The 14,926-nt window shown below is 67.6% G+C and carries 14 protein-coding genes; 10 read left to right on the top strand and 4 right to left on the bottom strand.

Annotated features, from left to right (window positions below):
* Nucleotides 1–109 precede the first annotated feature (109 nt).
* The 5 genes from N0B71_RS02655 (at nt 110) to N0B71_RS02635 (ending at nt 4,554) form a co-directional block, all read left to right on the top strand.
* Nucleotides 110–1,519 carry an aminotransferase-like domain-containing protein gene (locus N0B71_RS02655; RefSeq protein WP_259757138.1) on the top strand — a complete coding sequence of 470 codons (1,410 nt, stop codon included), beginning with the start codon at nt 110–112 and terminating at the stop codon, nt 1,517–1,519.
* A 185-nt stretch (nt 1,520–1,704) separates the two neighbouring features.
* Nucleotides 1,705–2,292: a hypothetical protein gene (locus tag N0B71_RS02650; protein ID WP_259757137.1), complete on the top strand. Its 588-nt coding sequence runs from the start codon at nt 1,705–1,707 to the stop codon at nt 2,290–2,292.
* Nucleotides 2,293–2,423: 131 nt separating this feature from the next.
* Nucleotides 2,424–2,711, top strand: a complete 288-nt coding sequence (locus tag N0B71_RS02645; RefSeq protein WP_259757135.1) for a DUF3649 domain-containing protein — start codon at nt 2,424–2,426, stop codon at nt 2,709–2,711.
* Nucleotides 2,708–4,231, top strand: a complete 1,524-nt coding sequence (locus tag N0B71_RS02640) for a PepSY-associated TM helix domain-containing protein (RefSeq protein ID WP_259757134.1) — start codon at nt 2,708–2,710, stop codon at nt 4,229–4,231. The genes N0B71_RS02645 and N0B71_RS02640 overlap by 4 nt, the downstream gene beginning before the upstream one ends.
* Complete coding sequence (locus tag N0B71_RS02635) at nt 4,231–4,554, top strand: DUF3325 domain-containing protein (protein ID WP_259757133.1); 324 nt, start codon at nt 4,231–4,233, stop codon at nt 4,552–4,554. Before N0B71_RS02640 ends, N0B71_RS02635 begins: the two co-directional genes overlap by 1 nt.
* Nucleotides 4,555–5,044: 490 nt before the next feature.
* Here N0B71_RS02635 and N0B71_RS02630 read toward each other — a convergent pair whose 3' ends face one another.
* The gene (locus tag N0B71_RS02630; protein ID WP_259757131.1) at nt 5,045–5,920 is read right to left on the bottom strand and encodes a helix-turn-helix domain-containing protein; all 876 of its coding nucleotides are present in this window, start codon (nt 5,918–5,920) and stop codon (nt 5,045–5,047) included.
* Between the two features lie 139 nt (nt 5,921–6,059).
* Between N0B71_RS02630 and N0B71_RS02625 the strand changes: the two genes are divergently transcribed.
* Nucleotides 6,060–6,953 carry a DMT family transporter gene (locus tag N0B71_RS02625; RefSeq protein ID WP_259757130.1) on the top strand — a complete coding sequence of 298 codons (894 nt, stop codon included), beginning with the start codon at nt 6,060–6,062 and terminating at the stop codon, nt 6,951–6,953.
* A 220-nt stretch (nt 6,954–7,173) separates the two neighbouring features.
* Here the strand turns inward: N0B71_RS02625 and N0B71_RS02620 are convergent, their stop codons facing one another.
* Nucleotides 7,174–8,148, bottom strand: coding sequence for a 2-hydroxyacid dehydrogenase (locus N0B71_RS02620; RefSeq protein WP_259757129.1), 975 nt, complete (start codon nt 8,146–8,148; stop codon nt 7,174–7,176).
* A 302-nt stretch (nt 8,149–8,450) separates the two neighbouring features.
* Nucleotides 8,451–9,386 carry a LysR family transcriptional regulator gene (locus N0B71_RS02615; RefSeq protein WP_259757128.1) on the bottom strand — a complete coding sequence of 312 codons (936 nt, stop codon included), beginning with the start codon at nt 9,384–9,386 and terminating at the stop codon, nt 8,451–8,453.
* 295 nt (nt 9,387–9,681) lie between these two features.
* Between N0B71_RS02615 and N0B71_RS02610 the strand changes: the two genes are divergently transcribed.
* Genes N0B71_RS02610 through N0B71_RS02595 form a run of 4 tightly spaced genes read left to right on the top strand, consistent with a single transcriptional unit; the run spans nt 9,682 to nt 14,490 of the window.
* The gene (locus tag N0B71_RS02610; RefSeq protein WP_259757127.1) at nt 9,682–11,175 is read left to right on the top strand and encodes an efflux transporter outer membrane subunit; all 1,494 of its coding nucleotides are present in this window, start codon (nt 9,682–9,684) and stop codon (nt 11,173–11,175) included.
* A gap of 1 nt (nt 11,176) precedes the next feature.
* Complete coding sequence (locus N0B71_RS02605; protein WP_259757124.1) at nt 11,177–13,369, top strand: FUSC family protein; 2,193 nt, start codon at nt 11,177–11,179, stop codon at nt 13,367–13,369.
* A 1-nt stretch (nt 13,370) separates the two neighbouring features.
* Complete coding sequence (locus N0B71_RS02600) at nt 13,371–13,571, top strand: DUF1656 domain-containing protein (RefSeq protein ID WP_259759723.1); 201 nt, start codon at nt 13,371–13,373, stop codon at nt 13,569–13,571.
* 13 nt (nt 13,572–13,584) lie between these two features.
* Nucleotides 13,585–14,490, top strand: a complete 906-nt coding sequence (locus N0B71_RS02595) for an efflux RND transporter periplasmic adaptor subunit (protein WP_259757123.1) — start codon at nt 13,585–13,587, stop codon at nt 14,488–14,490.
* A 181-nt stretch (nt 14,491–14,671) separates the two neighbouring features.
* Here N0B71_RS02595 and N0B71_RS02590 read toward each other — a convergent pair whose 3' ends face one another.
* Complete coding sequence (locus N0B71_RS02590; RefSeq protein WP_259757122.1) at nt 14,672–14,923, bottom strand: hypothetical protein; 252 nt, start codon at nt 14,921–14,923, stop codon at nt 14,672–14,674.
* Nucleotides 14,924–14,926: the final 3 nt, after the last annotated feature.

Genomic DNA, 14,926 nt, shown 5'->3' with positions numbered 1-14,926 from the left:
TGCAGCGTGCGCGCGAAGCCGCCGGGCGGCCAGTGACAGAAAGGTACAATTTGCGCAAACTGTCCGTAAATTATCTCGGTACACCTTATCCGGGGCAGGCGAGGGCAGCATGGGCAGACCAAAGAGCACGCGGGTCGATTCGGTGATGCAGCACGTGCGCGAGCGCCTGGCCGCCCGGGCCTTGGTGCCGGGGGAGCGCTTGCCGTCGATTCGCCAGTTGGCCGAGCAGCTGGACGTGTCCAAGACGACGGTGGTGGAAGCCTACGATCGGCTGGCCGCCGACGGCGTGATCGCCGCGCGCCGCGGCTCCGGCTTCTACGTGGCCGGCCATGCGCCGCCGCTGTCCCTGGCGGATGTCGGCCCGAGCCTGGACCGCAGCATCGATCCGCTGTGGATTTCGAGGCAGTCCCTGGAGGCCGCGGACACTTCGCTCAAACCCGGCTGCGGCTGGCTGCCGCCGTCCTGGCTGCCGGAGGAGGAACTGCGCCGCGCCTTGCGACAGATTGCCCGCGCGCCGCAATCGAGCCTGCTGGAGTACGGCCGCCCCTACGGCCACGCCGGCCTGCGCGAGCAGCTCGCGCGACGGCTGGCGGACTACGGGGTGCCGGTCGGCCCGCAGCAGGTGGTGCTCACCGACAACGGCACCCAGGCCATCGACCTGATCTGCCGCTTCCTGCTGGAGCCGGGCGACTGCGTGCTGGTGGACGACCCCGGCTACTTCAACTTCCAGGCCCTGCTGCGTGCCCACCGCGTGCAGGTGATCGGCGTGCCCTATACGCCCACCGGGCCGGATGTGGCCGCCATGGCGAGCCTGCTGGAACAGCACCGCCCGCGCCTGTACATCACCAACTCGGCCTTCCACAACCCCACGGGCGCAGTGCTCTCGCCGCTGGTTGCCCATCGCCTGCTGAAACTCGCCGAGGCCCATGACCTGCTGATCGTCGAGGACGATATCTTCGGCGACTTCGAGCACGAGAGCGCGCCGCGGCTGTCCGCCTTCGACGGCCTGGAGCGGGTGATCCAGGTCGGCAGCTTTTCCAAGACGCTGTCGGCCTCGGTGCGCTGCGGCTACATCGCCACCAAGCCCGAATGGTGCGAGCGCCTGGTGGACCTGAAACTGGCCACCAGCTTCGGCAGCAGCCCATTCAGCGCCGAGATGCTCTTCGAACTGTTGCGCAAGGGCAGTTACCGGCGCCACCTGGACAACCTGCGCGGGCGCCTGGCCGACGCCATGGGCGAGACGCTGCTGCGCCTGCACGGGCTGGATATCCAGCCGTGGATCGAGCCGCGCGGCGGGCTCTTCGTCTGGGCCAGCCTGCCCGGCGGGCTGGACGCGGCCGACGTCTCGCGCGCGGCGCTGGCAGACAACCTGGTGCTGGCGCCCGGCAATGTCTTCAGCCTGAGCCAGAGCGCCACCGGCTTCCTGCGCTTCAATGTCGCCCAGTGCCTGTCGCCGCGGGTGTTCGAGGGGCTGCAACGGGCGATGGAACAGGCGGCGAAGGGCCACGGAAGACGATGACACGGGGCTGGCGCAAATGCCCGAGGAAAGTTGAACGGTTGTACAAGAGAATCTGAAAAATACCACTTCATGGTCGAACCGCTGGGCGCTCCGCCGCTGGGGCGAACCTCTAGGATTATCGATTCAGCCGCCGGGGCGCACCCGCGTCCCCTGGCAAATCCTTGGATCAGAAAAGAGGGCGCCCCATGGCCGAGCCATGTCAGCTGTATCTGAAGGTTTCCATCAGTCGTTCCCGGCTCGAGGACTTCCTCCGCCAGGAAGCGGGTTCCGCGGCCTGTTTCGCCGACCTCGAGCAGTGGCTGGATGGCAATCACCTGCGACGAGGCGGCCTCACCTGGAGCGAGCTGTGCGAACTCGGGCAGGGCACCACGGCAGCGGCCTGGGTGGCCGGGTGGAGCCAACACCAGCGCTCGCCGGCCTGGAACCACTACGACGAGGCGAGCCAGACCTGGAGCCTGGGCGTGCTGGAGTTCACCGAAAGCCGCGACTGGATACTCGGCTCGATCAACGTGCTGCGGCGTATCGCCGAGTTCAAGGACCTACCCGGCACGGACTACCTGCTGATCTACGAATACCTGTTCGGCAAGGGCTCGGTGGTGGCCGCCGTCGAGCTGACGCCCGGCGCCTCGCGGCTCCTGCAGGAGCCGCCACCGGCGCGCGTCACGGCCGAGGCGGACCTGATGATGAACAGCCTGTTGCGCGCCATGGACGTGACCGCCACCTATGCCGTTCAGCGACTTTCCGACACAGATGCTCACAAATGGCGGTGTTGAGTTGTTTTAATTGAGAAGCAATATCATATAATTACGCTTTTCAATCGCGCGCCCGGGCCTGGTCCGGGCCGCCCCGCAGGATTCCGTCCGATGTGTGATGCCCCGCGCCCGATTCCTCCGAGAGCCCACGCATGAGCGCTGCCCACGCCGGTGCCCTGGCGGCCCGTATTCTCAGCGCGGTGGTCGCGGGCTACGCCCTGGCGTACAGCGCCACGGCATTCCTCAGCGTTTACCTGCCGATGTCACGGCCGGACCGTGTGTCGCTGGCCAGTCTGGCGTGCTTCATCGTCTGGGTCGCGGCGATTCTTTATGCATTCGGCGCCAGGAGCCCCTGGCGCGCGGTCTGGCTGCCGGTGCTGCTGAGCGCCGTGCTGGGCGCGGCGGCCTTCCTGCCAGCTGCCTATGGGGTGCGCCCATGAGCCTGCGCCAATCGATGTCCGGGCTGCATACCTGGGCGGGGCTGCTGGTCAGCTGGATTCTCTTCGTCGTGCTGTTCTCCGGCACCGTCGCGGTATTCGACAAGGAACTCACCCGCTGGATGACACCACAGCTGCACAGGCTGGAGCAGGTGAGCGTCGGCGCCGACCAGGTGCGCGAGCTGATCGTCGAACGCGCGCCGAAGGCCCACGGCTACTGGATGCACCCGCCTACCGAGCGCATGCCCTACTGGACGGCCGGTTGGGAGCCGGCGGACTTCAGCGAGTTCCAGTCCTTCCGGGTGGACGCGCAGAGCGGCGAGGTATTGCCGGCGACCGTCGGCGGCAACTTCTTCCTCGAACTGCACTACGAGCTGCACGGCGGCCTGCTCGGCCTCTACGTGGTCGGCGTGGCCGGCGTGTTCATGCTGGTGGCGCTGGTCAGCGGGGTGATCGTCCACCGACGCCTCTTCAAGGACTTCTTCACCCTGCGGCCGAAAGCGGCGAAGCAGCGCGCCTGGCTCGACGCGCACAACGTGCTGGGCGTGCTCGGCCTGCCGTTCCACCTGCTGATGGCCTACACGGGCCTGGCGATCTTCATCACCTTCTACATGACCGCGGGCATCAAGGTGGCCTACAAGGACGACCTGGAGCATTTCTTCCATGACGTGCAGGGCGCCTTCGACCGCGAGGAACTGGGCAAGCCGGCCAAGCCGCCGAAGTCCATCGACACCATGATCCTCAAGGCACGCACGGCCTGGGGCGATGACAGCCAGGTCGGCTGGATCAACATCGAACACCCCAACGATGCGTCGGCGATGGTGCAGATCCGCAAGGCGGTGGACAAGAGCATGGTCAACGACCAGCGCACCGTGTCCTTCGATTCCGGCACCGGCGCGCTGCTGCACGTGCAGAAGCCCTACCAGCCGGGCTACAAGACCTACGCCTGGCTGACCGGGCTGCACATGGCGCAGTTCGGCAACGACCTGCTGCGGGTGATGTATTTCGTCCTCGGACTGGTGGGCTGCGTGATGGTGTTCGGCGGCCTGCAGGTGTGGGTGAGTAAGCGCGAAACCCGCGGCCACCGTGGCGTGGCGCTGGTGCGCACGCTCAATGGCGCGGTCTGCGGCGGCCTGCCGCTGGCGTCGCTCGGCCTGTTGGCGGCCTCGCGCCTGCTGCCGGTCGACCTGCCGCAGCGCACGCGCTGGGAAGCCACCGCGTTCGTGGTGGTCTGGCTGTTGGCGCTGGCCCACGCACTCCTGCGCCGGGGCAGCCGCGCCATGGCCCGCGAGCAGTTCGCCGCCCTGGCGGCGCTGGCCCTGCTGCTGCCGGTGCTGAGCCTGTGCGGCCCCGAGCCGGGGCGCTTGACGACGCACGTCGCCCAGGGCGACTGGCTGATGGCCGGCATCGACCTCGGCCTGCTGTTGATCGGCGTGTTGTGCGCCTTCCTCGGTTGGCGCCTGGGGCAGGCGCGTGCCGAGCCTGCTCGTCCGCGTCGTGCCCGTCACGAGGAGTACGCCTGATGCTGCTGGTGTTCGGTCTCAACCTGCTGGCGCTGGCGGCGGCGTGCCTGTCGCTGTCGCGCCATCACCGCGATCTGTTGGGCAGCGCTCCGTCCCAGTCCCGGGTGCGCCTGCTGCGTCTCGCCGCGGGGGTGGATGGCGCGCTGGCGCTGGCCTATGCGGTTCACCGCCTGGGGGTGGAGCTGGGCATCGTCTACTGGGCGTGCCTGCTGATGATTGCCGGCGCGGTGCTGGTCCTGCTGCTGGCCTGGCGGCCGCGCTGGGCCTTGCCGACGGCGGCGGCCATGCCGGTGTTTGGCGGCGTGCTGGCGGTGCTTGGCTGACGCATCCCCGCTAGCGCCTCCCTTGTAGGAGCGGGCCATGCCCGCGATCCGCCGGCAGGGCCGGCGTCTGTACTGGCTCCAATGTTTAGGAGGTGCTGCCTCAGCTTGGGTATTTCAGCGCCGCTCCGGTGTGCGCACAGGCTTCTTGTTTCGCCCCCTCGGGCGACCTTCTTTGGCAAACGCCCCAAAGAAGGCAAAGGTCTTGCCCCGGACATCCGGTTTTTCGCTTAGGCGAAAAATTCCCTCGCTCCAGCGAAGTTTCAGGGGCCCGCCGCGGTGGGCCATCCCTGGCCCATCGCGGCTCTCGCGGCATCCATGCCGCTCAACCCCTGAAACTCCGCTTCCACTCGGCCTCCTGAACGGGGCACTCGGAGCGCGCGGGTGTTTCTCTGGAAGCCTTCAGAGCCAGAGCCAGAGCCGAGAGGGAGGTGCTCTTCGTAGGAGCGAGCTTGCTCGCGAACCGCGCACCGGCAGGTACACGGTCGAAACGCTACTCCTCGAACGCCTGTCGGTACTCCCCAGGCGTTCCCCCCACCACCGATTTGAATCGATTGGCGAAGTGGCTGGCGCTGGAGAATCCGCAGGCCAGCGCCACCTGGCTGAGCGGCTGGCGGGTGTCGCGCAGCAGGCGTTGGGCGAGGGCCACGCGGCGGGCCAGGACGTACTGGTGCGGCGGCATGCCGAAGCTTTCGCGGAACATCCGCGCGAAGTGGTATTCCGACAGCGCCGTCTGCATCGCCAGTTCGCCCAGGGACAGCGGCTGGTCCAGGCGCTGCTCGATGTAGTCGGCCACGCGCCGGCGCATGGTCGGCGCCAGGCCGCCCTTCAGGCGAAGCCCTTCACGCAGGCCCACCTGGTTCAGCAGCAGGTGGTCGATCAGGTCGTGGGCCAGTGTGCTGGTGCGGATGCGTTCGCCCGGCTCGTGCCAGTCGAGTTTCACCAGCTGGCGGAAGCGCGCGGCCTGCTGCGGGTCGTCGAGGAAGGTGCGTTCGTGCAATTGCAGCTCGCGCGGTTCGCGGTCGAGCAGGCGGATGCAACCGAGGGCGAACTGCTCCTGGCCGATGTAGAGGTGCGCCAGGCGGATGTCGCCGTTGACGATCCACGCCGACTCGGCGCCGGCCGGCATGACGCAGAGCTTGTCCGGCGCGCCCTTGCTGCCTGGTGCGCCACGGCGAAAGGTGCCGGTGCCGTCGTTCAGGTAACACGACAGCGTGTGGTGGCTCGGCGCGTGGTAGTCGCGGGCGTCGTGGCTGTTGCTCCAGATCGCCGCGGACAGCCCGTCGCCCAGCTCCGCGCAACGCTCCAGGCGGGCGTTGGGCGAGGCGTTCATCGACTGGAAGACTTCGAGCTGGGAAATGGCTGACATGCGGGTTCCTCTGTTGTCGTCACTCTACCCGCGCGGGCGCGCCTTGCCAGCCCGGTTGTCGCAATAAGCGCAAGAATCTGCAAGCCCGCGCCGGGGGCCGGCGGGAGACTGGCGGCGCTGGATTTTTGGAGACCGCCCCATGAACCTCTCGCTCTACCTGCTCACCGTGCTCATCTGGGGCACCACCTGGATCGCCATCAAGTTGCAGGTCGGCGTGGTCGCCATCCCCTTGTCCATCGCCTACCGCTTCAGCCTGGCGGCGCTGGTGCTGTTCGCCGTGCTGCTGCTCTCCAGGAAGCTGCAACCGCTGGGGCGGCGCGGCCAGGCGATCTGCTTCGCCCAGGGGGTGTGCCTGTTCTGCGTGAACTTCCTGTGCTTCTACACCGCCAGCCAGTGGATCCCCAGCGGGCTGGTGGCCGTGGTGTTTTCCACCGCGACGCTGTGGAACGCCCTGAATGCGCGACTGTTCTTCGGCCAGCGCATCGCGCCCAACGTGCTGGGCGGCGGCGCGTTCGGCCTGGCGGGGCTGGCGCTGCTGTTCTGGCCGGAGCTGTCCGGGCACGAGGCCTCGCGGGAAACCTTCTATGGCCTGGGCCTGGCGCTGCTCGGCACCCTGTGTTTCTCGGCGGGCAATCTGTTGTCGAGCCTGCAACAGAAGGCCGGGCTGCGGCCGCTGTCCACCAACGCCTGGGGCATGTTCTATGGCTCGCTCATCCTGTTGGCGATCTGCCTGGTGCAGGGCGTGCCGCTGACGTTCGATGCCAGCGCGCAGTACGTGGGGTCGCTGCTGTACCTGGCGATTCCCGGTTCGGTGATCGGCTTCACCGCCTACCTCACGCTGGTGGGGCGCATGGGGCCGGAGCGCGCGGCCTACTGCACGGTGCTGTTCCCGGTGGTGGCGCTCAACGTCTCGGCCTTCGCCGAGGGCTACCAGTGGAGCCTGCCGGCGTTGGCCGGGCTGGGGCTGGTGATGGCGGGCAACGTGCTGGTGTTCCGCAAGCCCAGGCCGGTGATGCAGCCGGCGCGGGCGTGATGATCCTCATGGCGTCGTAGGGCGAATAACGCGTCAGCGTTATCCGCCGCAGAGGTTCCGGCGGATAACCTGTTCCAGGTTATGCGTCCTACAAGGCTGCAGCCTGCGCTGGCTAAATGCTTCTTGTAGGAGCGAGCTTGCTCGCGAACCAGCCCCGCTGCGGAGCGGTTCGCGAGCAAGGGCTAGGCGCCCCCTCGGTCCTACGAAAAGCGGCGCGCGATCAGCCTTTCCAGACCTGCGGATTGACCAGGTTCTTCGGCCGCTCGCCGCGCAGCGCGGCTTCGAAGTTATCCAGCGCGCATTCGGCCATGGCCCGGCGGGTTTCGTGGGTGGCTGAACCGATGTGCGGCAGCGTCACCGCGTTGGGCAGGGCGAACAGCGGCGACTCGGCCAGCGGCTCCTTCTCGTAGACGTCCAGGCCGGCGGCGAGGATGCGCTTGTCCTGCAACGCTTCCACCAGCGCCGCTTCGTCGATCACCTGGCCGCGGGCAATGTTCACCAGGATGCCGGTGGGCTTCATCAGCTCCAGCTCGCGCTTGCCGATCAGTTGGCGGGTCTTGTCCGACAGCGGTACCACCACGCAGACGAAGTCCGCCTCGCCCAGCAGTTCGTCGAAGCCGCAGAAGCGTGCGCCGAACTCCGCCTCCAGCTCCGGCTTGCGGTGGTTGCCGTGGTAGAGGATGTCCATGTTGAAGCCGAAGCGGCCGCGACGGGCGATGGCCGCGCCGATGCGGCCGAGGCCGAGGATGCCGAGCTTCTTGCCGTGCACGTCGACGCCGAACTGCTGGGCATCCACGGTGCGTTTCCACTGCCCGGCCTTGGTCCAGGCGTCCAGCTCGGCGGTACGCCGGGCGGCGGCCATGATCAGCGCGAAGCCGAGGTCCGCGGTGGTCTCGGTGAGCACGTCCGGGGTATTGGTCAGCGGGATGCTGCGCTGGTTCAGGTAGTTCAGGTCGTAGTTGTCGTAACCGACCGAGACGCTGGAAATGACTTCCAGCTGCGTAGCCTGGGCCAGCTGTTTTTCGCCCAGCGGGCGGCCGACGCCGATCATGCCGTGGGTGGTCGGCAGGGCGGCGGCCAACTGGGCATCGACGTCGCCCTGCTTGGGGTCGAGCACGGTCACGTTGAACTGGCTGCGCAGACGGTCGAGGTGTTCCGGGGCAAGGCGGCTGAAGACGAAGACGTTCTTTTTCATGGCGCTCGGACGGCTGGGAAACGGGAGGGCATTACCCTACCACCAGCGGGCCAGAGCGGCGCAAGGCCGACAGGCGCGGCGGGCGATTATCGACCGCTGTGGTGTGGGCCGGAGCGAGGGGGCCCAGCGCTTGCTGGCCAATGGATGTGCTGGCGGCTTCGGTGCCAAGCGGTTCGCGAGCAAGCTCGCTCCTACAGGGTGTCGGGGGTAGGGCGGAGGGGAGGTTCGCGGGCAAGCTCACTGAACACCGGGGTAAGGAGTTACACAGTGAGCTTGCCCGCGAAACACGACGAACAGGTCGGTCAGGGTCCCACATCCGCGAGCCCGGCGCCATCGGCCTGGAGCACACCGGGAAGATTTTCCCGCAGGTAGGCCACCCAGGTCTTGATCTTCGCGTCCAGGTACTGTCGCGACGGATACAGCGCATACACGTTGAGGATCTGCAGCTTGTAGTGCGGCAGCACGCGCACCAGCGAACCGTCGCGCAGGCCGTCGATGGCCGAATACACGGGCAGGGCGCTGATGCCCATGCCCGAGCCGATGGCCTCGGTCATGGCGTCGCCGACGTTCACCTGGAACGGCGAGGGGCCGAGGGTGATCATCTCCTGGCCGTTGGGGCCGTCGAACAGCCACTTGTCCAGCGGCAGCACCGGGCTAATCAGGCGCAGGCAGTCGTGCTCCATCAGCTCGGACGGCGTCTTCGGCGTGCCGCGGCGGGCCAGGTAGTCCGGCGAGGCGCAGAGGATGCTGTAGGTCTCGCCGATGCGCTGGGACACCAGGCCCGAGTCGGGCAGTTCCGAGGCCACCACGATGGCCACGTCGAAGCCTTCGTCGAGCAGGTCCGGCACGCGGTTGGCCATGGTCAGCTCGAAGGTCACGTCCGGGTGCAGCTGGCGGTAGTTGGCGATCGCACGGATGACGTAATGCTGGCCGATGCCGGTCATCGAGTGCACGCGCAGGCGGCCGGCGGGGCGGGCGTGGGCGTCGCTGGCCTCGGCTTCGGCCTCCTCGACGTAGGCGAGGATCTGTTCGCAGCGCAGCAGGTAGCGCTGGCCGGCCTCGGTGAGGGCGATACGTCGGGTGGTGCGGTTGAGCAGCCGAGTGCGCAGGTGCGATTCCAGGTTGGCAACGGCACGGGATACGTAGGCGGTGGTGGTGTTCAGCTGTTGCGCGGCGGCGGTGAAACTGCCGGTTTCCGCGACACAGGCGAACGCACGCATGGTCTGCAGTGTGTCCATTGAGGCCTCGTCAGTGGGGCATCTGTTCCGGGTGGCGACGTGATTGCATCAGTGCGTGGCCGGCGGCGGCATGTCCTTGAACGGTGGCAATGCGCGGAACAGAGCGGGGGCGGCCTATTGTCACACGGATGGGGACACATATTGTTTCATTATCGGTAACAAACAATCGCAATTCAGCCGGCTTATCCGTTCCTGTCGGCCTATCTAGAATTCAATCGCCGCAATTGGCTCTCGCTCTCCTACTAAGCTGAACGCACTCCTACCTTCCAGGACTCTCATTGTGTCGCGTCGCCTCATGAAAGGACTGACGTTCGTCGGCTCCTTTGTCATTTTTTCAACAATCGCCGGATGTATCAGCACCAACGGCATCGCCCCGCAGGAACAGCGCCTGGGCGACACCGAGCTGGCCACCGACGCCGCCATCGCGCACGCCAACCAGGAAGCTGGCTGGCCGGCCGAGCAGTGGTGGCGCGCCTATGGTGATCCGCAGTTGAATGCCTGGGTGCAGGCCGCGCTGGAAGGCAGCCCGACCCTGGCCCAGGCCGAGGCGCGGGTGCGCATGGCCATGGCCATGGCCGGCGTCGCCGAGTCCGCCGAGTCGCCGCAGATCGGCGTGGACGCCTCGCTGACCCGCCACCGCTGGCCGACCGACTACTTCTACGGCCCGGGCGACCTGGCCGACAGCACCACCTTCAACAACAACGCCGCCCTGGGCTTCAACTATTCCCTGGACCTCTGGGGCCGCGAGCGCAGCAACACCGAGCGCTACCTGGACATCGCCAAGATGACCGCCGCCGAAGCGCGCATGGCCCAGCTGGAGCTGGAGGGCAACATCGTCCGCGCCTACATCCAGCTGTCGCTGCAATACGCCAAGCTCGACATCGGCAAGGCCATGCTGGCGCAGCAGCAGGGCATCCTGGCCCTGGCCCAGCGCCGCCTGGCCGGGGGCATCGGCACGCACTTCGAAGTCAGCCAGGCGGAAGTCCCGCTGCCGGAAACCGAGCGCAAGATCGAGGCGGTGGATGAGGAAATCCAGCTCACTCGCAACCAGATCGCCGCCCTGGCCGGCAAAGGCCCCGGCGCTGGCGCCTCGATCCAGCGGCCGAGCCTGAAGCTCGCCGAAGGGCCGGGCCTGCCCAGCAAGTTGCCGATGGAGCTGCTCGGCCACCGTCCCGACGTGGTCGCCAGCCGCTGGAAGGTTGCCGCGCAGGCCAAGGGCGTGGATGTCGCCCGCGCCGAGTTCTACCCCAACGTCGACCTGGTCGCGAGCCTTGGCTACAGCGCGGTGGGCGGCGGGGTGCTGGAATTCCTCAACGCCGAGAAGTTCACCTACGGCGTCGGCCCGGCGATCTCCCTGCCGATCTTCGACGGCGGTCGCCGCCGCTCGCAGCTGAGCCAGGAATCCGCCGGCTACGACGCCGCCGTGGCGCAGTACAACCAGACGCTGGTCAATGCCCTCAAGGGCATCTCCGACCAACTGATCCGCATGCACTCCATGGAGCTGCAGGAAGGCTTCGCCGCCAAGTCGGTGGCGTCGGCGCAGCGCACCTACGACATCGCCACCAAGGCGTACCGTGGCGGCCTGACCGACTACCTCAACGTGCTCAACGCGCAGTCCCGCCTGTTCCAGCAGCAGTTGGTGGAGCAGCAGGTGCGCGCCGCGCGCCTGGCCGTGCACGCCGGGTTGGTCGTGGCCCTCGGCGGCGGCCTGATGGACAAGCAGGAAGGCCCCAGAGAGGCGAAGATGGTCCCCGAGACCGTTGACGTCCGCGCGGCGGGCGAGCGCTGAGATGGCCGGCGAAAGCTACGTCGCCACCCGCCAGCTGGCACCGCTGGACGCCCTGCGTCGCGCGCTGCTGGAGTGGGGGCGCAGCGACGGCATCACCTGGGTCTACATCGCCAAGGTGCTGCTCGCCGCGCTGCTGACCCTGTGGCTGGCGATGCGCCTTGAGCTGCCGCAGCCGAGCACGGCGACCATCACCGTGTTCATCGTCATGCAGCCGCAGAGCGGCCAGGTATTCGCCAAGAGCTTCTACCGGATTCTCGGCAGCCTGGTCGGGCTGTCGGTGATGGTCGCGCTGATCGCCATCTTCGCCCAGCAGCGCGAGCTGTTCCTGCTGGTCTCGGCGTTGTGGATCGGCCTGTGCACCGTGGGCGCCGCGCGCTACCGCGACTTCCGCTCCTACGCCTGCGTGCTCGCCGGCTACACCGCCACGCTGATCGGCCTGCCCGCCACGCTGCACCCGGAGGCGGCGTTCATGTCGGCGATCTGGCGCGTGCTGGAAATCAGCCTCGGCATTCTCTGTTCCATGGTGGTCAGCGCCACGCTGTTCCCGCAGACCTCCAGCACCGCCATGCGCAGCGCGCTGTACCAGCGCTTCGGCACCTTCGCCGGCTTCGTCCTGGACAACCTCGGCGGCGGCGAGCGGCCCCGCTTCGAGGCGGCCAACGTGGCCTTCGCCTCCCAGGCCGTGGGCCTTGAGGCGCTGCGCAGCGCCACCAGCTTCGAAGACCCCCACATGCGCCTGCGTTCCGGGCGCCTGTCGCGCCTGAACAACGAGTTCATGGTGCTCACCACCCGCTACCACGCGCTGCACCAACTGCTCTCGCGTCTGCGGGCGCACGAGGCGCAGGCGGTGCTGCGGGCGCTACAACCCTGCCTGGACGAACTGGCCCAGGTGCTCGCCCCGTGGCGTGGTCAGTCGGTCACCGACCGCGACGCCGAGCGCCTCGCCACGCAACTGGAAAGCCATCGCACGCGGATGATGCAATGCATCCGCTCCGGCCGCGCGCAGCTGCTGGCCGAGCAGGACGAGCCGTCCGCGCTGCTGGACTACAACACCGCCGGCGAGCTGCTCTATCGACTGGCCGATGACCTCTACAACTACGCCCTGACCCACGCCTCCCTGGCCGCGCACAAGCACGAGCGGGAGAACTGGAAGCACGGCTTCTCGCCCAAGGCCAACCTGGTCGCCTCGCTGGTGGCCGGCGGGCGCACCGCGCTGATGGTGCTGGTGTTCGGCATCTTCTGGATCGAGACCGCCTGGCCCAGCGGCAGCACCTTCGTGCTCAACGCCGCCGCCGTCGCCGCGCTGGTCTCGGCAGCTCCCGACCCGGCGAAGATGGCCATGCAGATGGCCGTGGGTACCTTCTTCGCGGCGATCCTCGGCTTCTCCGAAACCTTCTTCGTGTTCCCGCACCTGGACGGCTTCCCCCTGCTGGCCTTCGCCCTGGCGCCGGTGTTCGCGGTGGGCGCGTTCTTCTCGATCAAGCCCAAGTACGCCGGCTACGGCCTGGGCCTGCTGGTGTTCTTCAGTTTCGGCGCGATCCCGGCGAACCTCACCGTGTACGATCCGGGGCGCATGCTAAACGAGTACATCTCCCTGGTGCTGTCGCAAAGTCTCGCCGCGGTGGTTGCGGCGGTGATCATGCCGCCCACCAGCGCCTGGCTCTGGCGTCGCCTGGAGAAGGACCTGCGCCAGCGCGTGGTGCAGGCCATCAGCGGTAAGCTCGACGGCCTGGTGTCGTCCTTCGAGAGCGGCACCCGCGACCTGCTCAACCAGGCCTATGGCGTGGCCGCGCGCAGCCCGCAGATGCAGCGCCGGCTGCTGCGCTGGACCTTCGTGGTGCTGGAAGTCGGCCACGCCATCATCGAATTGCGCGTGGAGCAGGAGAACCTGCCCAGCGAGCCCTGCTACGCCGAATCGACGCCGTGGCGGCAGTCGATCCGCGCCATGGGCCGTGCGCTGATCCGCCTGTTCGTCAAACCCGGGCAGGCCAACCGCGAGCGCGCCCTGGCCGCGGTGGAGCAGGCCATCGACTGCGTGAAGCACACCGACGAACCGCGCGCCCCGGACTTCGAAAGCTCGCCGCTGCGCCGCGTGCTCAGCTACCTGCACTTCATCCGCAGCAGCCTGCTCGACCCACAGTCGCCGCTGCGCGATGGCGAACCCACTTCTGGAAGATCGACCCATGCTGCCTGACCTGCCTCGCGAGATCGCCTTCCACGGGGTCTACATGCCGACCCTGACCCTGATGTTCCTGGTCGCCGCGCTGATCTGCTGGGGCATCGACCGCGTCTTCGCCTCCATCGGCCTGTACCGCTACACCTGGCACCCGGCGCTGTTCCGCGTGTGCCTGTTCGCCTGCCTGTTCGGCGGCCTGTCTCTCACCGTCTATAAGTAACGAGCGTGCACCCATGACTCTCAAATCCATCATCAGCCTGCTGGCGACCCTGATCATCCTGGCGGTCGCCGCGTTGATCGGCCGTGCCCTCTGGGTGAACTACATGGATACGCCCTGGACCCGCGACGGCCGGGTGCGCGCCGACATCATCAACGTCGCCGCCGACGTCTCCGGCGTGGTGGTCGACGTGCCGGTGCGCGACAACCAGCGGGTGAAGAAGGGCGACTTGCTGATGCAGATCGACCCTGACCATTACCAGATCGCCGTGAAGCAGGCCGAGGCGGCAGTCGCCTCGCGCAAGGCCACCCTGCAGATGCGCCAGCTCAACGCCAAGCGCCGCCGCGCCATGGACGAGGAGGTGGTCTCCCGCGAGAGCCTGGACGACGCCAGCAACACCGCCGCCGCCTCCGAGGCCGACTACCAGCAGGCCCTCGCCGCGCTGGACGCCGCCAAGCTGAACCTGGAGCGCACCCAGGTGCGCGCCGCGGTGGACGGCTACGTGACCAACCTCAACGTGCACCGTGGCGACTATGCCCGCGTGGGCGAGGCGAAGATGGCCGTGGTGGACGAGAGCTCCTACTGGATCTACGGCTACTTCGAAGAGACCAAGCTGCCGCACATCCGCGTCGGCGACCCGGCCGAGCTGCAACTGATGAGCGGCGAGCGCCTGAAGGGCCACGTCGAGAGCATCGCCCGCGCCATCTACGACCGCGACAACCCGGAAAGCCGCGAACTGGTGGCGGACGTGAACCCGACCTTCAACTGGGTACGCCTGGCCCAGCGCGTGCCGGTGCGCATCCACATCGACGAGGTGCCGGAGGGCGTGCTGCTGGCGGCGGGGATCACCGCCACCGTGATCGTCAACCCGGAAAGCCGCAACGCGGAGCATTCCGACGGCGCGCCTGCCGCGGCGCAGTGATCGGATCGGATGAATGAAAACGGGAGCTTCGGCTCCCGTTTTCGTTTTCAGCCCGGATCGCGCGGAGACGGCGGATACCCCCCTTGCGCGGACGGGTGCTTTCGTAGGAGCGAGCTTGCTCGCGAACAGCCCAGCTCCGGTGCCTTGCGGATCGCGAGCAAGCTCGCTCCTACAGAAATGGTCAGGCGTCGCTCTGTTCGCGTCGGCGGTTCTTGTAGCTGCCGCGGATGTTCATCGCCGCCAGGCACAGCTGCAGCACCACCAGCGCGTAGGCCTTGGCCGGCAGGCCCCAGGCGATCCACAGGGCGTTGCTGGCGATGAATACCCAGAAGCCCACCTTGCGCCGCTTGCGGTCACGGGAACCGACCAGCCAGGCGGCGAGGACGGTCACCAGCATGGCGGGCCATTGCAGCAGATCGATCAGTTCGTTCATGGC

Source organism: Pseudomonas sp. GCEP-101 (genome assembly GCF_025133575.1).
GTDB classification, from domain to species: Bacteria; Pseudomonadota; Gammaproteobacteria; order Pseudomonadales; family Pseudomonadaceae; genus Pseudomonas; species Pseudomonas nitroreducens_B.
Note: the sequence above shows the minus strand (reverse complement) of the source record. Positions and strands in the feature narration are given on the sequence as shown.

Bases quoted from the DNA above. Each gene is read 5' to 3' on its own strand.
- N0B71_RS02630 (WP_259757131.1), bottom strand. From the start codon at position 5,920: ATGTCAGCCATTTCCCAGCTCGAAGTCTTCCAGTCGATGAACGCCTCG.
- N0B71_RS02650 (WP_259757137.1), top strand. From the start codon at position 1,705: ATGGCCGAGCCATGTCAGCTGTATCTGAAGGTTTCCATCAGTCGTTCC.
- N0B71_RS02620 (WP_259757129.1), bottom strand. From the start codon at position 8,148: ATGAAAAAGAACGTCTTCGTCTTCAGCCGCCTTGCCCCGGAACACCTC.
- N0B71_RS02635 (WP_259757133.1), top strand. From the start codon at position 4,231: ATGCTGCTGGTGTTCGGTCTCAACCTGCTGGCGCTGGCGGCGGCGTGC.
- N0B71_RS02645 (WP_259757135.1), top strand. From the start codon at position 2,424: ATGAGCGCTGCCCACGCCGGTGCCCTGGCGGCCCGTATTCTCAGCGCG.
- N0B71_RS02640 (WP_259757134.1), top strand. From the start codon at position 2,708: ATGAGCCTGCGCCAATCGATGTCCGGGCTGCATACCTGGGCGGGGCTG.
- N0B71_RS02625 (WP_259757130.1), top strand. From the start codon at position 6,060: ATGAACCTCTCGCTCTACCTGCTCACCGTGCTCATCTGGGGCACCACC.
- N0B71_RS02610 (WP_259757127.1), top strand. From the start codon at position 9,682: ATGAAAGGACTGACGTTCGTCGGCTCCTTTGTCATTTTTTCAACAATC.
- N0B71_RS02590 (WP_259757122.1), bottom strand. From the start codon at position 14,923: ATGAACGAACTGATCGATCTGCTGCAATGGCCCGCCATGCTGGTGACC.
- N0B71_RS02615 (WP_259757128.1), bottom strand. From the start codon at position 9,386: ATGGACACACTGCAGACCATGCGTGCGTTCGCCTGTGTCGCGGAAACC.
- N0B71_RS02605 (WP_259757124.1), top strand. From the start codon at position 11,177: ATGGCCGGCGAAAGCTACGTCGCCACCCGCCAGCTGGCACCGCTGGAC.
- N0B71_RS02655 (WP_259757138.1), top strand. From the start codon at position 110: ATGGGCAGACCAAAGAGCACGCGGGTCGATTCGGTGATGCAGCACGTG.
- N0B71_RS02595 (WP_259757123.1), top strand. From the start codon at position 13,585: ATGACTCTCAAATCCATCATCAGCCTGCTGGCGACCCTGATCATCCTG.